This is a genomic window from Streptomyces sp. SID13666, assembly GCF_010548325.1.
Lineage (GTDB): Bacteria > Actinomycetota > Actinomycetes > Streptomycetales > Streptomycetaceae > Actinacidiphila > Actinacidiphila fildesensis.
Genome location: NZ_JAAGLX010000005.1, coordinates 100,152 through 120,248 on the forward strand (window position 1 = coordinate 100,152; position 20,097 = coordinate 120,248).

Sequence of the window (20,097 nt, forward strand, 5' to 3'; positions counted from 1 at the left end):
CCGCGGACCCGGAGGGGGGATCTGCGTGAGTCCGTTCGGAATCGGCCGTGAACGCGAGCAGCTCTTGGACATCGTGCTGGCGAACGTGGACCGGGTACATGAGGCGCTCTGTGAGTGGATCATGAGCGGGCCGCGGCCCGCGGGTCTGGTGGAGGGGGAGTTTCCCATCCCCGACCGGGAGTGGGTGGCTCGGCACACGAACCTGACGGACGGCATGGTGCTCACGGCGTTGGCCACGATCGCGGCCACCGGGGCCGTCAGCGTCCCGGCTCCCGGTATCTGGCGCTTCCATCCCGACAGCGACGGCCTCGACGCGAATGCTGCGCGGGAACGGGCGACGACGGTCATCGACTTGTTCATCTCGTACGGCATTCCCGCGCGGATACCCCGGCAGAGGGGGCCCGTCGACTGACGGGCGCGGGTCGCCAGCTGCGCGGCCGGCGGCGTCAGCGGCCTGGTCGAAGTCCGGCTCGACAGCCAGACCGCCGCACCGATCAGCAGCTTCTCGGTCGCCAACTCCGTTGGCTGGCAGGCCTGGAAGACGGTGCCGGCGAACATCTCCGCCGTGACGGGCACGCACAACGTGTATCTCACCTTCACCAGCGGCCAGCCGGCCGACTACGTCAATGCCAACTGTTCGACTTCGGTCACTGAGGAGGATTGAGGGCCTCTCCGTTCTGCTCCCCGCCGCTCGGAGAGGCCCCGCACGCCGTGCGGAACTGCTACCGGGCGCGGCGGGTACCGTGCCGGAGCGACGGATCAGAGGACCGGTGACGACGGCGCGCCGCCCGTCCGGCCGGTGCTGCCCACGGTGGTGCCGGAACGTGGGCGTCAGGTCGCCGGAGGTTCGCGGACCAGCGCGGCCAGGGTGCGCACGCCGAAGCCGGTGGCGCCGTGCACCCACTCGCCGTCCTCGGCGTCGCACAACGCGGTGCCCTGGATGTCCAGGTGGGCCCAGGGGACGCCGGCAGGGACGAACTCCCGCAGGAACAGGCCGGCCAGCAGCGCGGTGCCGTGCCGGTTGCCGATGGTGTAGTTGACCAGGTCGGCGACCGGTGACTCCAACTGCCAGCGGTAGCGGTCGGACAGCGGCAGCGGCCAGACCGGCTCGCCGGCCCGCCCGGCGGCCTGTCGGATGCGGTCCACCAGGACGTCGTCGGTGCCCATCACAGCGGCGATCTTCCGGCCCAGGGCGATGGGGGCGGCGTCCGTCAAGGTGGCCACGTCGATCATCGCGTCCGGCGCGCACTCGCCGGCCAGGGTCAGGGCATCGGCCAGGATGAGCCGTCCCTCGGCGTCGGCGTTGCGCACCTCGACCGTGCGGCCGCCGCGCATCCGCAGCACATCGCCGATGCGTACCGGGTCGCCGTTGGGCATGTTCTCCGTCAGGGGCAGCCAGGCGTCGACCTGCGTGCCGCACCCCAGCCCGGTCAGTACCGACATCGCGCCGAGCACGGCCGCGGCTCCCGCCATGTCGGCCTTCATGGTGAGCATCTCGGCGCTGGGCTTGAGGGACAGTCCGCCAGCGTCGAAGGTGACGCCCTTGCCGATCAGCGCGTAGCGGCCCACCGGCCGGTCCGGCCGGTAGGTCAGCCGGACCAGGCGGGGCGGGCGCAGCGAGCCGCGGCCGACCGCGAGCAGGCCGCCAAGGCGTTCGGCGGCGATGCGCTCCTCGTCCCACACCTCGCATCGCAGCCCGCTGTCGGCCGCGACCTTCGCCGCCTGCTCGGCGAACAGTGCGGGCGTCAGGTCCTGGCCGGGCTCGTTGACCAGGTCCCGGGCCAGCAGGGTGGCGGCGGCCAGCCGCTGGCCCTCGTCCAGTGCGGTGCGCTCGGCCGCCCCGCCGCCGCCCGGCAGGAGCAGGTCGACGTGGTCGGGCCCGCACGAGCCGCTCGCGGCGGCGGACTTGTGGCGGGTGAAGCGGTAGCCGCCGAGCAGGAATCCCTCGACGGCGGCGCGCACTGCCGACGGGCCGGGCGCCCGTCCGCCGGGCGCGGGCAGCGGTAGGCCCAGCCGTCCGAACCCGCTTACCGCCCGGGCCAGTTCGGCGACAGCGGACCGGACCGTGTCGTCGTCCAGGGTGGCGCCAGCCCCGAAGCCGAGCAGCACCTGCGCCGGACCGCCCGCCTCTCCGGGAAGCCGGAGCACTTCACCGGGCCGCCCGGTGAAGCCGCAGGCCGCCACGAACCCGGCGGAGGGCACCTGCCCCGGCCGGTCCGTGAAAGCGGGCACGACCACCGCGTCGGTGCCGGGCCGGGACTTCTCCGCGAGCGACCAGCGCATCAGGACCGGTTCCCCTGGCCCGCGTCCGCCGATCCCGCGCCCGCCGATCCCGTGCCGCCTACCGCCGTTACCTGGTGCGCAGCGGCGCCCGCGTCCGCCGACACCGCGTGCGCCGCGGTACCCCCGCCCGCCGTCATCCCCTTGCGGGCCTCGGTCCTGGCCGCGCGTCGCGTCGCGGCCCACGCCTCCAGACCGTCGCGGTACTCCCGGCCCAGCGCCCCCATGCCGTCATCGCGGCCGGTTCTGGCCCAACCGCGGGCGGACGAGACGGCGTACGGGTCGATGCGCAGGGACTGGATGAAGCAGTCCTCGGCCAGTTCCGGCAGTCCGGCCTTGGCCAGGCATTCGCCGGCCAGGCCGTAGCTCATCGCGGTCGAGGTGGGCCCGAGCCGGGCGGCCCGCAGGTAGGCGTCGGCGGCCTCCCGGTGCAGGCCCTGGCGCACCAGGGACTCGGCGAGCTCGATATGGCTCTTGGGCTCGTACGGGTCGAGGGCGATCACTTCCGTGATCCGCCGGTGGGCGAGGTCTTCGCGGCCGAACCCCAGCGCCTCCTTGGAGCGGCTCTCCAAACAGGCGCGCAGGTTCTCCCGCCGCAGGAACTCCTCGTACGGGGTGGCCGACGTGATCGCCCTGGCCAGTTCCTCGGCCCGATCCATCTCGGCGGTCAACCGCGCCTCGTCGCGCTGCAGGAACGGTACGTAGGTGACGCTGCGGTAGAACCTGCTCTCCAGCATCAGCCGGTCCAGCGGTGTGCAGTCGGGGTCGGCGAGCAGTTCGGTCAGCGCCTGCTCGGCTATGGCCCGCCAGGCCAGCGCCTCGTCCAGCGACTTCGTCTCCCGAGCGTGGAAGACCACGGCGAACACCGCGATCACGAACCGCAGCCGCCGTGGGCAGTCGGGGTGCCGGGCGACGTCGAAGGAGGTGGTGGGGGCTGCCACCTGCTGCCGGCCGCCGCCGACCGAACCCACATAGCGCACCAGGTCGCGCCAGTGGTGCAGCCGTAACTCGGCCGGACCGGACAGTTCAGCGGCGGGGCGCTGCGGGATGAGGTCGAGCACCAGCCGGCCGAAGCCGAGCCGGAACAGCAGCGCGGAGGTGAGCAGCTGCCGGTCCGGGTCCGCCTTCTCGAAGCCGTCGACCCACTCGCACAGGTGCTCCCAGGCGGGGGTGCGCAGGTGCTGGGGCAGCTCCGCCGGATGCGCGACGGCGAACTCCGCGAGCCCGGACTCGCGCACCAGGTTGCCGCGGAAGGCCGGTGGCATCAGGCGCTGGTAGGTGATCTCCGGAGCGGTGCCCGCCGCTGCGTGCCGGTAGGCGAGCGTGGGCAGTTCGGCGTACAGGTTCGGTGACCGGGACCGGCCCAGATTGAAGTAGGACGCGTACATCTGGTAGTGCCAGTTGTTCTCGTACCCGGGCGGCCGGCACGTGCGGCGGCCGGCCCGGCGCGCCACCTTCGCCAGCGCCTCCTCGCCGACCCGGGCGTAGCCGTCGACGAGCAGCTGTTTGGTCCTGGCTGAGCGCGGCGCGGCCCGAAAGGCCCGCTCCGCGAGCAGCAACGCGAACTCCTCGTGGCCGGCCTGCCGGGCGCACTCGGCGGCTGCCACCAGCGCGAAACCGGTGCCGAGCGGACCGAGCCGGGCGGCGTGCAGATAGCCGGCCAGTGCCCGATCGGGCCGGCCCAGCCGCTGCTGCGCCTGCGCGGCCTGCATCCGGATCTTGACCGAGTAGGGGTCCAGGGCGATGCCTTCGGCCAGCGCTTGCTGCTCGCCTGCGGCGTCCTCGCGGCGGCGCACCGCGATCTCCAGCCGGCGGTCGATCAGCCGCCGCCGTGCCTCCAGCAGGAGCAACTCGTCATCCGGGCCGGCCGGGGTGAGCGGCTCCAGCGAAGCGGCCGCCGCGGCCAGCAGCGTCGCGGCGCCGTCGAAGTCCTCCTCGCGCTCGGCGCGCATGACCTCGCGCAGGTCCAGCCGGACCGCCGCGATCGCGCACTCGAACGCGGTGCGCCCGCCGGCCGCTCGCGCCAGCAGCTCCCGGGCCTGGCGGGCCAGATCGGGTGCTGCCGCGTCGTCGCCGGCGTGCCGGGCCAGCAGGTAGCCCCAGGAACCGGCGGCCTGGGCGTGGCACAAGGTGTCCGGCGGGTCCTCGACCAGAACCTGAAAGGCCGCGGCGGTGCGCGCGGACAGCCCCTCGGCCTGGAACAGCGCGGCGGCCCGTGCGGCCTGCGCGGTGGCCTCGACCTCGTCGCGGCAGCGCAACCGGTCCAGATCGTCCGGCACGACCTCCAGCACCGCCGCCGGCAGGCACACCGCCACCAGCCACTGGGCCAACGTGGCCCGGTCGACGGGGTCGAGCTCCGCGCGGCGGATGTACGCCCGCGTCAGCCGGGTCCAGGACGCCGAAGCCAAGTGCGCCGGGAGGTCGGTGGGGACCACGGCCCGGTATTCGCGCAGCCGCGACTCCTCGATCAGCAGCCGGCGGTAGCTGGTGGGCATGTTCATCCCGAACCGCAGGGCGGTCGCTGCGCGCTGGTCGAACCGGCGGGCGGCCAGCAGCGGGGCGCGGGCCTGGATCTCGGCCAACGGCGAATCGGCGCCATCGAGATACGGCCGGTGCACCTCGAACGTCAACCAGCTGGGGGCGTTGACACCGACCACGCCGTGGCTGAACCGCCACCGTTCCATCCGCAGCTCCCGGGTGAGAAAAGGTCTCCCCGCGGCCGCGCACAGGGCGCGACCGCGGGGAGCGTGGTGTGCGGGGCGACGGTCAGGCGCCGCTGTCGATCAGACAGGTCCAGCAGTCAGCGGCACCGGTCGTGATCTCGACCTCGTCCTCGAGCTGCTCCCAGCTCTCGTATTCCTTTTCCATCGGGAATCCCCTCCGTCGCAGCAAGACCCGCACATGTCTGTGCGGGTACGCGTCCTTTGTCGCACGGCCAGCCAACGGCCGCAAGACATTGGGCAGTTGCTGCCACGCCGATTGCCCCTTCAGGGGCGGGCATCCGAGCCCGCCATGGGTCCGGCCAAGGCGTCGAGCAACAGCTCGACCTCGGCCCCGTCCGTCCAGTAGTGCGGCGAGACCCGGATCATGCCGTCCGGGTACGACACATGGATGCCGCGCGCCACCAGCTCCTGAACCAACCGCCCACCGTCCCTTCGCGGATCGGTGAAGCTGACGATGCCCGACCACGCGCCCGCGCCCGCCGGGGACTCGACCCGATAGCCCCCTGCGGCCAGCCCCTCGCGCAACCGCCCCGTCAGCGACTCGATCCGCTCCGCCACCGCTCGGGCGCCCACCGCCGCCAGTTCGTCCAGTGCGGCCGACAGCCCCACCATGCCCAGCACGTCGTACATGCCCCCCTCCACGCGGCCGGCGCCGGACCGCAGCGGCAGGTCGTACCGGAAGTGACCGGGGCCCTTGCTGAGCATGTCGTTGGCCCCGTCGTAGCCGAACCAGCCCGCGGGAACCGAGCGCAACAGTGGCAGCCGCCCGGCCCGGCAGTAGAACAGGCCGGTGCCCGGCGGGCCGCCCAGCCACTTGTGCGCCCCGGCGGCGACGAAATCCACCGGGGTACGGGCCGTCGACAGCGGCAGCGCGCCCAGCCCCTGCACCGCGTCCACACAGACCAGCGCGCCCACCGGGGCGGCCAGAGCACACAGCAGGTCGAGGTCGAGCCGGAAACCGGTCGCGAAGTTCACGTGGCTGGCCGCGATCAGCCGGGTCGACGGCCCGATCGCGGCGGCGATGTCGTCCGGCTCATAGCCGCCGTGGCGCATCGCCACCCACCGCAACCGCACTCCCCAGCGCTCCTCCAGGGCCCGCCAAGGGTGCACATTGGCCGGGAAGTCCCGGTCGAAGACCACGACCTCGTCGCCGGGCGCCCAGCGCAGCCCATCGGCCACCAGATGCAGGCCGGTGGAGGTGTTGGGCACCAGAGCCACCTCGTCCGGGGAGCACTCCAACAGAGCGGCCGCGGTCGCCCGGGCCGCGGCCCGGGCCGGGAAGATCCGCCCCATCCGGGCGCTGCCGTGCGGATAGACCTCGTCCAGGGCGCTGCGCATCGCGTCGGCGGCCGGAGCGCGGACCCGGCCGAGCCCGGCGTGGTCGAGGTAGGCGCGCGGCGCCTGGTCACGCCCGTCGGCGGCGGTCATGTGGGCTGCTCCTGAACCCGGCGCGACCGCCGGGAAGTCAGCACGAGCCAGCCGGCCAGCACGATCGGCAGGCCGTGCAGCAGCAGCACCCAGCGGGCCGCCAGGTCGGGGGTCAGGACCACGCTCGTCACCGCCAGCCCCGCCATCAGACCGCCGTTGACGACGATCTGGCAGAACCCGAACGCCTGCCCTCGCTCCTCGTCCGGCAGCTGCTGCAGGGCCTGTTTGAAGGTGATCTCGCTGAACGCGTCGCCCACCCCGGCGACCAGCGCCGCCAGCAGCCGCAGCCACCAACCCGGCAGCCAGAACACCCCGATGAACCCGAGCGACATCACGATGGTCGACAGGCAGAACACCAGCGCGGGAGCCCGCGCCACGATCTGGGTGGCCATCGGCCGCAGCAGGAACCCGGCCACGAACAGCCCGATCGCCCAGACGCTCCACATCGTGCCGGCGAACAGCGCCGGCTCGTCCGGCCGCAACCGGCTGCCCAGAATGGGCAGGCCCACCTGCTGCGAGGCGCTGCCGAACGCGTCGAACCCGCGCAGCACCACCAGCGACGCCACCCCGGTCAGCACCAACAGCGGCCACGTCGGCCGACCAACATCCCGGCCCGCCGCCCCGGCGCCGGCCGGCACCGGCACGGCGGCCGCCTCCCGCAGCGGCAGCCGCAACGCGATGAGCACGACCCCGGACAGCGCATACGTGCCCGCGTCGAGCGCGAACACGCCCCGGAAGCCGAGGACCGGCACGACGACCGTGGCCGCGCCCATCCCCACCACGAACGCGATCCCCTTGAGCCCGGCCAGCACGCTGTTGACGGTTTGCACCCGATCGCCGGCCAGCACCGGCGTCGCCGCCGACAACGTGGCCTCGAAGACCGAGCGGCCGACCCCCAGGAAGAACACCACCGGGTACAGCCACGCCAACTGCGCCCCGGCCGGCAGCACGGCGAGCAGCACCAGGACCGCCATCCGGACGGCGTCCGCGCCGATCATCACCCCGCGCCGGTTCCAGGCGCGCCCGTAGCGGTTGCCCGCCTGCCCGCCGAGGATCGCCCCGGCGTAGAGCGCGACGCTGACCAACCCGGTGGCCAGCGCGGAGCCGGTCCGCTCCCAGACGAACACCGACAGACAGACGAAGTCCAGCGCGTACCCGGTGTCCGACGCCGCCTTCGCGGCGAGGAACACGGCCAGGCCTGGCCGTGCAGCAGTCATCGCCCCCACCCCCCGGTTCGTCGGCGCCGTCGAACCCGTGAGTATCCTGGCCGATCCCGCCCCGGGGCGCAGGCCGATCGCCGAAAGCACCAGCCCCTCGTCGGGCCGGTACCGCGCCGCGAACGCGCGAATTGCCGTGCAGCGCTGCGTTGATGACGGGCCGTCACAGGTGCAGCAAGGCCGCGAGAGCGGCGGCGGTGCTGCGGGATCGCTGGCGGTCTCGGGGCTACTCGGCGCGCTCGCGACGGAGCCGGGCCGCGAGGTGGTGCTGGAGCGGTTGGCCGACCGCCGCGAGGTCGTGGACGAAGTCGAGGGTGTCCTCGTCGACCAGGGTGTAGCGACGGCGGGTGGCGGTGACCTTCTTGGCGGTGGGGGCGAGGGCCACCTGATCGCTGGCGAGGTCGATCACACCTGCGGCCGCGCTGCCGACCGAGATCTCCGCGATGCCGGTGGGCTGGGTGATCAGCGCCTCGACGCGCCCCTCGGGCTGGATGCGCCACCACCCGCTCTCCCGGGCTGACGGACGCAGCGGGGCGCCGTCCGCGTCGAGCAGCCAGGCACGCGACTCGTAGTGGAGGAAGGGCCGCCCGTCATGGCTGAAGGTGACCTCCTGCGCGTACTCGAACTCCTCGCCGATCGTGGGATACCCGCCGCGGCCCCGGCCGGCCCAGGTCCCCAGTAGCCCGCTCACCGGGGCGAGCAGTGCGTGTGGCGCCGGCGCTTCGTCCGGTCCCAAGGCATCGGGAAACGGGTACTTCCGGGCGGGGTCGAACATGGCGTGCCTTCCTGGCTGGGTCGAGGCCGGCACCGGCCGGCACGGGCCCAGAGTATGTCCTGCGGATCAAGGCGGGCCCGCTACGTGGGGCACCACACGCCGCCCTGGCGCATGTTGCCGCTTTTTGATCAGCGCAGGCCTCCGGACCGTCACAGGATCGCCAACCGCGAGTGAGCCTCCCGCCCGGTCAGGGGTGGGAGGCTCACTCGAGTCGGGAAAGTGGATGAGCGGTTCGAAGGGTCGACCGGCCGGATCGTCTTCTTATGGAGCGGCAGCTGCTGTCGCTGCATCGGCCACTACTTCATGCGGTGACGGAGGCCATGAGGTGCGGCTCAGCCGAAGTCGGGAATCGGGTGGTCCGGGACCAGGGCGGCGGCGATTCGCTGGGTGATCGTCTGGGCGGTGTGGCCGTCGGGGGTTTTGGTGCCGTTGGTGGTTGAGACGGCGATGGCCAGATGCTCAGCGGGGAGGTATGCCTGGGCGGCGGTGTAGCCGAAGAACAGCGGGTGCTGAGAGACCCAGTCGTTCAGGACGAGCAGACCCATGCCGTAGTGGGTGGCCTCGGTGTTCGCGATGCAGACCGTTGCCGGGCAGGTCTTGGTCGGATGGCCCAGGCCCACCGTCCCCGGGTTGAGCATTTCCTGGTAGGTGGCGGGGGAGAGCAACTCGCCCGAGCCGATGCCTGCGGCCGTGCGGGCCAGGTCGCAGATGTCCGTGGTCTGTACCGCGCCGGGGGCAGTGGTCCATGAGGGGTTCCAGAAGCTGGACTCCTCGTACTTTCCGCGGTCGGAGGTGAAGGCATGCAGGACGGGCGTCGGAATGTCGGGCGTGAAGCTGTTGCGGGTCTCGCTCAGCCCGAGCGGGCCCATGACCTGCTGTTGGAGCAGGACGTCGAGCGGGGTCCCGGTGATCTTCTCCAGGGCGGCACCGAGGAGGACGAAGTTGGCGTGCGAGTAGCTCCAGTTGGTACCCGGCTCGTACCACAGCGGCTTACTGGTCGAGATGGCCACCAGCTCCTTGGCCGTCCACTGGCGGAACGGGTCCGCATAGACGGCGTCGGAGAAACCGGGGGAGGTGACGTAGTCGATGAGACCGGAGGTGGAGGCGCCGAGCATGCGCAGCGTGATCTGGTGGCCGTGCGGAAGGTCGGGCAGCCAGCGCGCGACGGGATCGTCGAGGGCGACCCTGCCTTCGTCGACCAGCCGCAGGAGCGCCGTGCCCATGTAGCTGATCGCCACGTTGCCGTTCCGGAAGTGCATGGCGGGCTCGGCCGGGACCCCTGTCATCGACTCGCCGAGCGCGGTGGTGATGACCTCGCGACCGTCGACAGTGACCCGCAGGATCACGGACTTGAGATCCATCTCGGCCTTGGCCTGCTCGGCGATCCGCAGGATGTCCCGTGCCGGGCCGCGGCCGGGCAGCGGAGAACTGACGCAGGGCCGGTGGCGGTGATCGCGATCGCTCGCCGCACCGCTGGCGGTCGTGACCGGGGCGCAGAGGGCAAGGAGGGCGGTGGCTGCGGCGAGGCGCAGCAGCGTAATCGGGCGGGCTGGTCTCATGGGCGCAGTATCGGCTTGGAGTGCCCGGAGACCGGCTCAGCGGCCACCCGACCCGCACGAACATCACCCATCGGGCCCGCATCGACGGTCGGGGGACGTGGTGATCGTTCGCAGCTTCCAAGGTGGCGGATGGAGTGGGCTGAGACGCGTCGATCCATCGGGGTGCGAGCGTGCGCAGTAGCTGCTCCGCGGGCGGACAGCTCACCGAAACGATGTACGCATTTCGGTGTCACAGCCCCGATCGTGGTCATAGCCTGACGGGTGTGACGCACAGGTTCCGTGAGGCGATGCGGTTGATGCGAACTCGCGATCCGCAACGTCGTGAGGACGGGTTCCACCAACTCCTACCGCACGCCGCAGAGCATGTCGACGAGCTCATCGAGGAGTTCGAACAGGAGCAGGACGATCACGGATTGCGCTGCTGGCTGCTCGAGCTCATCGGGGCAGCCCGATCTCCCGCCGCTCTGCCGACTCTCGGCGCCCAGCTCAACAGCCCTGACGAGTCCCTACGACTCCGGGCGGCCGCCGGCCTGACCGAGCTCGACACCCCCGAGGCCCGGACCTTGCTCTGGAAAGCCCGAGTCAACGGCATGATCACCTAGGTTCTCGACGTCGGGTCGGCTGCGGTCAGAGAATGAGTACGCGGACAAGCAACGCGACCAACGTGCCTGCTGCCAAAGCCGACCCCAGCACGGTGAACAGCCGGTCGACCGTCGCTACGTCCCAGCCCTTGATCGCAAACCGACGGGGATCTTCCGGGTCGTATTGGACCGTGACAAAGTTCCCGACTCCGAAGTCGCCCCCAACGCTGCCGCGGCCGAACCTGGATGCGTACTCATACTCGCGGCCGTCCCGGGTCGTCCAGGCTGCGACCGGGTGGTGGAACGTGGCGCCTTCGTTGTCGCGCCTGACATCGTGGCGGACGATTCGCCCCTCTGCGATGACACCTGTGCGACGGAGCGCGCTGGAGCGGCGGAGTCCGTACACGCCGAAGCTGAGGAAGACCGCGCCGATCGTCAGCGGGATGAGCGAGAAGAGCCATTCACGTTCCATGGGTGGTGCGACGCCTTTGTCGGGATGCTGGTTGCGGGTGGGGCGGCTGCGGCAACTTGCCGGTCACCCGCGACCGGCTCGGCGCCAGGCCCAGGTGGTCAGAGTGGCTGGAGTTGGGTGCGCAGGAGGCAGAATTCGTTGCCTTCTGGGTCGGCCAGGCAGTGCCAGCTCTCGGTGCCGGTCTGGCCGACGTCGGCGTGTCTGGCGCCGAGGGCGAGCAGCCGCTCCAACTCGGCGTCCTGGTCGCGGTCGGTGGCGTTGACGTCGATGTGCAGGGGGAGCTTGCCGGCCCGCGGGTCGCTGCTGGGGCTGAGGACGAGGGTGGGCTGCGGGCCGCCGAAGCCGGCGTCGGGCGGCCCGATCTCGATGCTTCCGTCGTCCTCCCGGCCGAGTTCGACGTAGCCGAGGACCTGGCTCCAGAAAGCGGCGAGCCGCTCGGGGTCGGCGCAGTCGATGACCAGTTCACTGATGCGGCATGCCATGCGTGTCAGTGTACGGAGGCAACCCGGGAGTCAGTCGTCGGCCGCGCGCCGGAGGACGACGCTGCTACCCGATCGCGTCCTGTGCAGGTTGGCGAGCGCGCGGTCAGAACCAGTGCAGGCAGTGCGGGGACCGTTCGGAGCGGAAGAGGGCGTCGGCGAGGGTGGCCGCGCCCGGGTGGTGGGCGCGGATGTGTCCGGCACGCACGAGCGTGCTCGGGGTGGTGCCGCCGAGGTAGACCGAGCCCAGGTCGCTCACGTCCAGCGACAGGTCGGGCTCCCGGTCCGTCGTGACGCACTCGGCCTTGCCGTCCCGGACGGTCAGCAGGTAGCGGCCGTGCTCGCCGAGGAACGGGTCGTCGACGTCGAGGACGAGCTCGCCGTCCGTGAACCAGCCGCGCGCGGTCAGCGCACGCGGGATGTCCAGCAGCCGCACCCAGAGCCAGTCGGTGTCGCCGCTCACCTCGCCGGCGCGGAAGTCCGCAAACTGCCAGCGCAGCGGGTGCTCCGGCGGGAAGTGCTTGAACACGACCTGATGGACCAGGTCGTGCCCGAGCACGAACCGGGCCAGGGCCGTGGAGACGGCATCGTCGGTCGCGATGGTCTCGTCGACCGTCAGGGTGTCGGGCTTGTCGAGTGAGTAACTGGCGTACCCGTCCGGAATGCCGTCGGCGTCCCGGTGGACTGCGACGTAGCGCGGCGCCGGAGAGATCGGGGGCTGTCCCGCGCCCGAGGCCCACCAGCGGTGCGGCCGGGACAGGGCGCCGGGCTGTGCGCGACGGTACCGGTCGTAGACCTCTTCGAGGATCTCGCCGCACTCGGCACGCCGCAGCAGCTCGATCGCGCCGATGTCCGAGCCGGTCGCGGTGGCGTCGGCCGTTCGCTGCGCCCGGGGGAGGGCGAGCCCGGCCTGGTGGCGCGGCACCGTCAGCCGCTGCGTGTAGGTCGCCGGACCGTAGCCGAACCTGCGGTAGATCAGGGCCTCGGAGGCCAGAAGCACGGAGAGGAACTCCCCTCGGGCCCGCAGCTCGCTGAGCTGATGCCGCATCATCGCGCTGAGCACGCCCTGGCGTCGGTGCGAGGGGACGACGCCGACGGCGGTCACCCCGGCGGCCGGGACGAGGACCTCACCGGGCAGAGTGAGCTCGAAGGAGTACGCACCAGCGGTACCGACGGGCCGCCCGTCCGCCGTCATGGCGAGCAGGCTGCGGTCCATTTCGAGCGCCGACCACCAGACCCCGCCACCGTTCTCCGTAGGGGTTTCCGGGAAGCGCCCGAACGCGGCATGGAGGGTGTCGACGAAGACGTCGATGTCCTGGTCGGTCGTGGGACGGATCTCCATGCTGCCGCTGTCTCCTCGGGATACCGGCACCACGACTCGTGGTGCCCCGCCACAGTGCAGCGTTGACCTGTGGCGGGGTCAAGCGAATTACGGTTGGGGTTGCGTCCAATGGCTGAGTTGGCCGGATCCGGGACGATGGCGACGCCGCTGCACGCAGGACGGGCTGCTGAGCGATGACGGCGGCACGGTCGATCGCCGTCCGTGTGATGCGTTACGAAGGTGCCACTGAACGTCACCAGCGGCCCGTGCTCGCCGTCGAAGTGACCCCGGGCCGGGCGGAAACGACGCACGTCAGAGGTCCTGAAACGGCGCGGCGATCGCTGCTCTTCCTGGACCTGGTGAGCCGGTCGGCGAGGGCACCAGGCACACTGCTGGTACGCAGTCTCATCATCAAGAGGATCACGCATGATCACGCTCACGAAGGAAGACGGCCCGGCGGACCTGGACGGGGTGACCCACCTGTCCATCGGAGCGTCCTGGGATCCCACCGTCGGAAGCAGCGGTGGACTGATAGGGAAGCTCCGTCAGAAGACCGGCACCGACCTTGACCTGATCGCCATCGCCATGCAGGGGACGGAGCCGGTGCGGCTGGCCGGTCTGGACTCCCTGGATCCGTTGGGCAACGGATCGTTGGTGCACAGTGGGGACAATCAGACCGGCCGTGGGGACGGCGACGACGAGACGGTGACCGTCGACTTCGCCCGGGTGCCGACCAACATCACCTCCATCGTGTTCGTTGCCGCCGCGTACAAGAAGCACAGCGCTTTCCAGAAGGCGCGGAACATCAGCTTCAAGGTGTACGACGCGACGGGCGGCAGCACCCAGCAGGTCGCCGACATCTGGCCGAGCCTGCTCAGCAACGACAACGGGTGCGCCGTGGCCAAGGCGATCCGGAGCGGTGCGGGCTGGAAGCTCCAGGTGATCAACGAGACCGGGAAGATCAAGCAGGGCGACGAGCAGGCCCTGATGCGCTTCGCCATGAGCAAGTAGCAGAAATTCGGGCAGGCCCCCGGCTCGCGGACGCGAGCCGGGGGCTCCGGCGTGGGCACGGTCTGCCGGTCCGCCCGCAGCCGTTGGTGAACACCCACCAGTGCTGCCTGGCCGGCCCGCGAGCGGTCGCGTTGGGGCTACAGGCTGTGGGCGGTGATGTTGCCGTGGGCGGTCGTGGCGTGGATGGTCAGGTCGGCGGTGCCTTCGGTGTTCTTGAGCGTGTTGTGGATGCGGCCGTAGGTGGTGCCGGCGTCGAGGCTGGCGGAGACGCCGCGGGCGGCGCCGACCGAGATCTCGCCGACCTGGGTGTGCAGTGTGACGGTGCCGCGGACGGCTTCGGTGATGCGGATGTCGCCCCTTGCGGTGCTGATCTGCGCGGGTCCGCCCAGCCGCCCGATCTCGACGTCGCCGTCGATCGCGGTGAGGTTGACGTTCGCGGCCTCGTCGAGCTTGATCTGTCGGTACGCGCCCTCGAAGGTGACGTCGCCGAGGCGTCCGACGCCCCGGAGCTCGGAGCTGGCGGTCCTGGCCTCGATGTGGGAGCCGGCGGGCAGTTGGACGGTCACCTCGATGGATCCGCTGTTGCCGACGATCCGGTTCTGCGCCGGTGAGGCCTCGATCCGCAGGACGCCGTCGTCATATTCGATCGTGGTCTGTTCCGCGGCTTTCACGTCGCGGCTCTTCGTGGTGTCCGCGGGAAGGATCTCGACCGTGGTGTCGGCGCGGTCAGCGGCGATGAACCGGATGCGTCCCGCGGGGATGTTCAGGACGGCGGAGATCGGGTTCGGGGTGTTGAACTTCTGCATCATGTTCTCCTGCAACTCGTCGTTTCTGATGAAGGAAACGCTACGTTGCATTCAAAGATCTGACAACGGAATCGTTGCGCCTGGACAGTGTAATTGCAGGTGGTAGCCCATAAATCGTTGCAATGGATCTGGAGTTGAATGCAACGACGGCTGCCTGTTCGTTGCAATGAGCTGAGAGTGAACGCTACACTCGAGGCACCACGGAGCACGAAGGAGACCGCGATGCCCGGAGGCAGACTCACCCAGCAGGAACGCCGGCAGATCGCGCTGGGACTGGCCGACGACCTCGCCTACGCCGAGATCGCCAGACGCCTCGACCGTCCGACCTCCACGATCACGCGCGAGGTGACACGTAACGGCGGCCCCACCGGCTACCGCGCCGACCTGGCTCACCGCGCCACCGAACACCGCACCCATCGGCGCAGCCAGGCCGCCCCCCGGGGGTTGGAAGCGCCCGAGCAACCTCACGGACGTGATGCCGAGGCCGTGCGTGAGTACGAGGAAGTGTTCACCACCGTCCTCATGCAGGCGGGGACGCCCAAGATGATGGCCCGGGTGCTGGTCTGCCTCTACACGACCGACGCGGGCAGCCTGACCGCGTCCGAACTCGTGCAGCGCCTCCAGGTCAGCCCGGCGTCCATCTCCAAAGCGATCACGTTCCTCGACGGCCAGGGCCTCATCCGCCGCGAACGCGACGAACGCCGCCGCGAGCGCTACGTGGTCGATGACGACGTCTGGTACCAGGCGATGATGGCCAGCGCCCGGTCCAACGCCCAGATCATCGAGACCGCACGGCAGGGCGTCGGCATTCTCGGCTCCGGCACTCCGGCCGCAGCCCGCCTGGAGAACATCGCCCGCTTCCTCGACTTCGTCAGCGAGAGCATCACCCGCGCCGCACAGCAGGCCCGCGAGGTCCTCCACACACAAGCCGGAACGACCCCGGGCGGTCCTGCCGAGTCGTCTGAGGAGACCTTCGGGACGCGGGAGCCATCCGCAGGGGAGGAACAGGCGGGCACTGCCGGGCCGAACTGACCTTGCCTCCCCTTGCGATGGGGTGTGCGGGGAGGATCGGACCGGGTTGGCGCCACCCGGAGCTTCCGTCCGAGCTCGGCTCTGCGGTGCCGGTCCAGGGCGCGCGCTGAGGATGGGGCGGCCGGCCGGGAAATCCGGTCGACAGGCCGGCCCGGGAAGCAGTGTGATGGCTGCGAGTGCCTGCCGTACGGTGCGGGCCGACCGCAGGAGCTGTTCTTGGCAACGGGGACAACCGCCCACGCCCGTCCGGCGATCGATGCGGAACTGGTCAGGCGCCTGGTCGATGCGCAGTTCCCGCAGTGGGCCGCGTTGCCTCTCAGCCTGCTCGACCCGGCCGGTTCGGACCATGCGATCTACCGGCTGGGCGAGGAACTGTCGGTCCGGCTGCCCCGCCATGCCGGGGCCATCGGGCAGGCCGGGAAGGAGCTCCAGTGGCTCCCCCGGCTCGCCCCGCACCTGCCGCTGGCCATCCGACCGTCCTTCTGGTCCCTCGCCGGTGCTGCCGGTGCTGCCGGGACGGTTCCGCGGCTTGTGGAGTGGGGTGAACATCCTGCCGTCCGACGATGGGGCCGGTCGGACCTCCGGAGGGTCCTGATAGGCCCTGCTGCGCCCACCCCGGCTGCCTCAATGTGGAAGTGGGGACCGGTTCCCGCCGGGTCGTGTCGCCCCTGATCCATCTGCCGAAAAGACGTGAGACCGTGCAGCACCGCACCGTACGAGATGTCATCCTCGGCAGAACGCTGCAGATCACCGAGGGCGCGGTCCAGGTCCAGGTGCAGGAGGGCGTCGTCACCCTCCGCGGAACGCTCGGCCTGCGCAGCCTGGGCCCGCTCGTGGTCCGGCTCGCGCAGGGCGTCGACGGGGTGGTGAACGTCCACGATCCGATGGCCTTCGACGTCGACGACGCCCCGGCCCTCCCGGAACCGTCGGCCGCGCTGCCGGCGACCCCGTGACCGTTCTCGCACCCGCACCGCAGGCCACCGGCTCCGGAATCACCGCGGCGGCCGGCCGGTCCGGCGACGACGCCCTCCGGGCGGCGGGTACGACGCGGGACGGTCTGTCGGCGCGCGAGGCGGCCGAACGGCTGCGCACCTGGGGGCCGAATGCGGTCACCTCCCATCAGGCCAGGCTGCCGGCGGTGCTCTGGCGTCAGCTGCGCTCTCCCTTGCTGGGGTTGCTGCTCGCGGCGGCAACGGCCTCCTACTTCGTCGGGCAACGCGGTGACGCGGTGATCATCGGTGCGATCGTGGCCCTGTCGGTGGGGCTCGGCTTCGTGAACGAGTACCGCGCGGAGAAGGCCGCCGAGGCGCTGCACGGCCAGATCCACCACGAGGCGGTGGTTCTTCGGGACGGCCGTCCCTGCAAGGTTGACGTCACCGAGCTGGTGTCGGGCGATGTGGTCGAGCTGAGGCTTGGAGAGATCGTTCCGGCCGACATCCGGCTTCTTGACGTTGTGAGTCTGGAGTGTGACGAGTCGGTCCTCACGGGGGAGTCGCTGCCACTGCCCAAGGGCACGTCCGCGGTGCCGTCCGGTACCCCGTTGGCCGAGTTGTCGGGCTGCGCTCTGATGGGCACGGTCGTGCACGCCGGCAGTGGCCGGGGGGTGGTGGTGACCCCTGGTGCAGCGACGGAGTTCGGGAAGATTGCGGCGGGCCTGGGCACGCACCAGTTGGAGACCGAGTTCCAGGTGGGACTGCGCCGATTCTCGATGTTGCTGGTCTACGTCGCGGGCGCGCTGACCACGTCGATCTTCGCCGTCAACGTCCTCCTGCACAAACCGCTGTTGGAAGCGCTGCTGTTCTCGCTGGCGATCGCCGTCGGGATCACGCCGCAGTTGCTGCCGGCCGTGGTGTCGACGAGTCTGGCCGCCGGGTCCCGGCGGATGAGCCGGCGGAAGGTACTGGTCAAGCGGCTGGTGTGCATCGAGGACCTCGGAGACGTCGATGTGCTGTTCACCGACAAGACGGGCACGCTGACCGCCGGCCGCATCGACTTCATGCGGGCGCTGCCCGCCGACGGTTCCACGGCGGACGCGCTGCTGCGCTGGGGCCTGCTGTGCACGGAGAGCGGCGGTACGGACGGTCCGGCGGTGGGAGGCAATCCCCTGGACGAGGCCCTGTGGGAGTCGGCCGCGTCGCAGAGCCTCCGCGGGACCCTGGCGGGCAGTACTCGGCTCGGGTTGCTGCCGTTCGATCACGACCGGCGTATGGTCTCCGCCGTGGTGCGTGACAGCGCGGGTGTGACGACGCTGGTCACCAAGGGCGCTCCTGAGAGCGTGCTGGAGCGCTGCGTCGATGTTCCTGACGCGGCCCGCGAAGCGCTGGCCGCCGAGTTCGCCGCAGGGAACCGCGTGGTCGCCGTGGCCACCCGTACGCCGGTGGGCGAAGAACGGCCCACGGCCGTGGATGAACGAGGCCTTCGTCTCGCCGGCCTGTTGGTCTTCCTCGACCCGCCCAAACCCGACGCTGCCGCGGCGCTGCTGAGGCTGGCCGGTCTCGGGATCACGGTCAAGATCGTCACGGGGGACAATCCGGCGGTCGCGATCAAGGTCTGCGACGACCTCGGACTGCCCGCCGGACGAGCGCTGACCGGGGTTGACCTCGACGCGCTGGACGACGCCGAACTCGCCGCGGCGATCGTACGCACCACCGTCTTCGCCCGGGTCAGCCCTGAGCACAAAGCACGTATCGTCCGGATCCAGCGGACGACCGGCGGCGACGTCGCGTTCCTGGGCGACGGAGTCAACGACGCGCTGGCTCTGCACGCCGCCGACGTGGGTATCTCCGTGGAGTCCGGCACCGATGTGGCGAAGGACGCCGCGGACGTGATCCTGCTGGAGAAGGACCTGGATGTGCTCGCGGACGGCGTGGTGGAGGGGCGGCGGATCTTCGCCAACACCATCAAATACGTCCTCATGGGCACGTCCAGCAACTTCGGCAACATGTTCAGCGCGGCCGGTGCGTCGTTGTTCCTGGGCTTCCTGCCGATGCTGCCGTCCCAGATCCTGCTCAACAACCTGCTCTACGACACCAGCCAGCTGGCGATCCCCACCGACCATGTCGACGAGGAGCAGTTGCGCAGGCCCTCGCACTGGGACATCGGGTTCATCCGCCGCTTCATGGTCTGCTTCGGTCCGATCAGCTCGGTGTTCGACTTCGCCACGTTCGGCGTCATGCTGTGGGTCTTCCACTCCGGGCCGGTCCAATTCCGCACCGGCTGGTTCGTGGAGTCTCTGGCGACCCAGGCGTTGGTGATCTTCGCGATCCGCACCCGCCGCAGCCCGTTCTGGCGCAGCCGTCCCAGCCTGCCGCTGACACTGGCCGCCTTCGGGGTGGTCGCCGTGGGAGCGGTACTGCCGGCAACGCCCCTGGCGCACACACTCGGCTTCGCGCCGCTCCCGCTGGGCTTCTTCGCCGCCCTGGCGGCCATGGTGGGCTGCTATCTGGGTCTCATCGAGATCGGCAAACGGCTCTTCTACCGGCAACAGTCCGCCGCTCCGGCCGATCCGATCCGCAGGCGGGACCCCTGGCGGCATCTGCGGCGCCGTCGGGCCGGCTTCAGTGTTCCCGGCCGGTTGGGCCACCGCCGGCCCCTCGTACGGGCCGGCTGAACAGGGAAGACAGGACGTGCGCGGCTGAGCCCCGGGGCCCCGACGCGCAGGTTGACCGGCCGCACTCCGCACGTCCGTGAAGTGCCTTTTCGCGGACCCGGGTTCAACGCAGCCGGCGCAGGTACGGATCGTGGACGCGGCGGGGCAGCAGGCGGACGCGGGCGTCGCGCGCGGTGACGCCGCTGGGCCCGGCGACGACCGTGTCGATGGCGGCTTCCGCGAGTTGTGGCAGATCTTCGGCCATCCGTGACAACCGCAGCAGCAGCGTCTTCACCCCCCCCGATGTCCGCGCTACCGCCGTGGCGCCCGAGGAGCAGCGAGGAGCAGCGCGGGTCGGCGAGCAGCGCTCGAGCGTCACGCTCGGTGAGCGGGGCGGGCCGGGTGGCCGGTTCGGCAAGCGGATCGCAGGCGATACGGCAGGCGTCGGCGGCCATGATGCCCGCGCCGCGTGAGTTCGACACCACGGCGACGTTGGTCCCGGGCGGCAGCGGCTGGGAGTGCATCATGGCCGCGGCGTCGAGGAGTTCGCCAAGGGTTCGGGTGACGATGACTCCGGCTTGGGTGAACAGCGCCTGCCGTGGCCGGGACGTCATGGTCCGCGCTGCCTACGGCGGCCGAACGCCGGCCGGGGTGCGGGCCGCCGGTGTCGACGGTCAGGACCGGCATGTGCCGGCGACCTCGGGTTCCGCTCCACGATCCTGCCGACGGTGGGCAGCGCGCAGGGGCTGGCCGGGGCAGCCGCGAGGGCAGTTGGGCCCTGATGGGTGCGGAGGTCCCGACAGCTGTGAGCCGGGCAGGGCCGA

17 protein-coding genes and 2 pseudogenes are annotated in these 20,097 nt (G+C 71.0%); 8 read left to right on the forward strand and 11 right to left on the reverse strand.

Going from position 1 to position 20,097, the window contains the following annotated elements; all coding sequences use genetic code 11:
* Positions 1-25 precede the first annotated feature (25 nt).
* Both G3I60_RS11075 and G3I60_RS11080 read left to right on the forward strand, forming a co-directional pair.
* Complete coding sequence (locus tag G3I60_RS11075) at positions 26-412, forward strand: hypothetical protein (protein WP_164607058.1); 387 nt, start codon at positions 26-28, stop codon at positions 410-412.
* A 3-nt stretch (positions 413-415) separates the two neighbouring features.
* Positions 416-654 (forward strand): annotated as a pseudogene (locus G3I60_RS11080) (carbohydrate-binding protein); the annotation flags it as partial.
* 177 nt (positions 655-831) lie between these two features.
* On the opposite strand, the gene G3I60_RS11085 reads toward G3I60_RS11080, so the two are convergent.
* The 6 genes from G3I60_RS11085 to G3I60_RS11110 all read right to left on the reverse strand — a co-directional run bounded on the left by G3I60_RS11085 (position 832) and on the right by G3I60_RS11110 (position 9,982).
* Positions 832-2,283, reverse strand: a complete 1,452-nt coding sequence (locus tag G3I60_RS11085; RefSeq protein ID WP_164293166.1) for a leucyl aminopeptidase — start codon at positions 2,281-2,283, stop codon at positions 832-834.
* A complete protein-coding gene (locus G3I60_RS11090) occupies positions 2,283-4,964 on the reverse strand; it encodes a hypothetical protein (protein WP_164293167.1) in 2,682 nt (893 codons plus the stop codon). The genes G3I60_RS11085 and G3I60_RS11090 overlap by 1 nt, the downstream gene beginning before the upstream one ends.
* A gap of 303 nt (positions 4,965-5,267) precedes the next feature.
* A complete protein-coding gene (locus tag G3I60_RS11095) occupies positions 5,268-6,431 on the reverse strand; it encodes an aminotransferase class V-fold PLP-dependent enzyme (RefSeq protein ID WP_164293168.1) in 1,164 nt (387 codons plus the stop codon).
* Positions 6,428-7,648, reverse strand: a complete 1,221-nt coding sequence (locus tag G3I60_RS11100; RefSeq protein ID WP_164293169.1) for an MFS transporter — start codon at positions 7,646-7,648, stop codon at positions 6,428-6,430. The genes G3I60_RS11095 and G3I60_RS11100 overlap by 4 nt, the downstream gene beginning before the upstream one ends.
* 226 nt (positions 7,649-7,874) lie before the next feature.
* On the reverse strand, positions 7,875-8,423 hold the full coding sequence (locus G3I60_RS11105) for an FABP family protein (RefSeq protein WP_164293170.1): 549 nt from the start codon (positions 8,421-8,423) through the stop codon (positions 7,875-7,877).
* 332 nt (positions 8,424-8,755) lie between these two features.
* Positions 8,756-9,982 (reverse strand): serine hydrolase, encoded by a 1,227-nt coding sequence (locus G3I60_RS11110; RefSeq protein ID WP_164293171.1) that lies wholly within the window; start codon positions 9,980-9,982, stop codon positions 8,756-8,758.
* 263 nt (positions 9,983-10,245) lie between these two features.
* Between G3I60_RS11110 and G3I60_RS11115 the strand changes: the two genes are divergently transcribed.
* The gene (locus G3I60_RS11115) at positions 10,246-10,584 is read left to right on the forward strand and encodes a HEAT repeat domain-containing protein (protein ID WP_203672715.1); all 339 of its coding nucleotides are present in this window, start codon (positions 10,246-10,248) and stop codon (positions 10,582-10,584) included.
* Between the two features lie 25 nt (positions 10,585-10,609).
* Here G3I60_RS11115 and G3I60_RS11120 read toward each other — a convergent pair whose 3' ends face one another.
* The 3 genes from G3I60_RS11120 to G3I60_RS11130 all read right to left on the reverse strand — a co-directional run bounded on the left by G3I60_RS11120 (position 10,610) and on the right by G3I60_RS11130 (position 12,856).
* Positions 10,610-11,035, reverse strand: coding sequence for a DUF3592 domain-containing protein (locus tag G3I60_RS11120; protein WP_164293172.1), 426 nt, complete (start codon positions 11,033-11,035; stop codon positions 10,610-10,612).
* Between the two features lie 98 nt (positions 11,036-11,133).
* A complete protein-coding gene (locus tag G3I60_RS11125) occupies positions 11,134-11,517 on the reverse strand; it encodes a VOC family protein (RefSeq protein WP_164293173.1) in 384 nt (127 codons plus the stop codon).
* 103 nt (positions 11,518-11,620) lie between these two features.
* Positions 11,621-12,856 carry a GNAT family N-acetyltransferase gene (locus tag G3I60_RS11130; protein ID WP_164293174.1) on the reverse strand — a complete coding sequence of 412 codons (1,236 nt, stop codon included), beginning with the start codon at positions 12,854-12,856 and terminating at the stop codon, positions 11,621-11,623.
* A gap of 405 nt (positions 12,857-13,261) precedes the next feature.
* Here G3I60_RS11130 and G3I60_RS11135 point away from each other — a divergent pair, with 405 nt between their 5' ends.
* Complete coding sequence (locus G3I60_RS11135; protein ID WP_138351997.1) at positions 13,262-13,846, forward strand: TerD family protein; 585 nt, start codon at positions 13,262-13,264, stop codon at positions 13,844-13,846.
* Between the two features lie 137 nt (positions 13,847-13,983).
* Here G3I60_RS11135 and G3I60_RS11140 read toward each other — a convergent pair whose 3' ends face one another.
* A complete protein-coding gene (locus G3I60_RS11140; protein WP_164293287.1) occupies positions 13,984-14,652 on the reverse strand; it encodes a DUF4097 family beta strand repeat-containing protein in 669 nt (222 codons plus the stop codon).
* A 222-nt stretch (positions 14,653-14,874) separates the two neighbouring features.
* Here G3I60_RS11140 and G3I60_RS11145 point away from each other — a divergent pair, with 222 nt between their 5' ends.
* The 4 genes and pseudogenes from G3I60_RS11145 (at position 14,875) to mgtA (ending at position 19,294) form a co-directional block, all read left to right on the forward strand.
* Complete coding sequence (locus G3I60_RS11145; RefSeq protein ID WP_164293175.1) at positions 14,875-15,684, forward strand: helix-turn-helix domain-containing protein; 810 nt, start codon at positions 14,875-14,877, stop codon at positions 15,682-15,684.
* A 216-nt stretch (positions 15,685-15,900) separates the two neighbouring features.
* Positions 15,901-16,155: pseudogene (locus G3I60_RS45320) on the forward strand (phosphotransferase); the annotation flags it as partial.
* Between the two features lie 188 nt (positions 16,156-16,343).
* Positions 16,344-16,637, forward strand: coding sequence for a BON domain-containing protein (locus tag G3I60_RS11155; protein WP_164293176.1), 294 nt, complete (start codon positions 16,344-16,346; stop codon positions 16,635-16,637).
* On the forward strand, positions 16,634-19,294 hold the full coding sequence (gene mgtA, locus G3I60_RS11160; RefSeq protein ID WP_164607060.1) for a magnesium-translocating P-type ATPase: 2,661 nt from the start codon (positions 16,634-16,636) through the stop codon (positions 19,292-19,294). The genes G3I60_RS11155 and mgtA overlap by 4 nt, the downstream gene beginning before the upstream one ends.
* A gap of 103 nt (positions 19,295-19,397) precedes the next feature.
* Here mgtA and G3I60_RS11165 read toward each other — a convergent pair whose 3' ends face one another.
* Complete coding sequence (locus tag G3I60_RS11165) at positions 19,398-19,568, reverse strand: acetate--CoA ligase family protein (protein ID WP_164293178.1); 171 nt, start codon at positions 19,566-19,568, stop codon at positions 19,398-19,400.
* Positions 19,569-20,097: the final 529 nt, after the last annotated feature.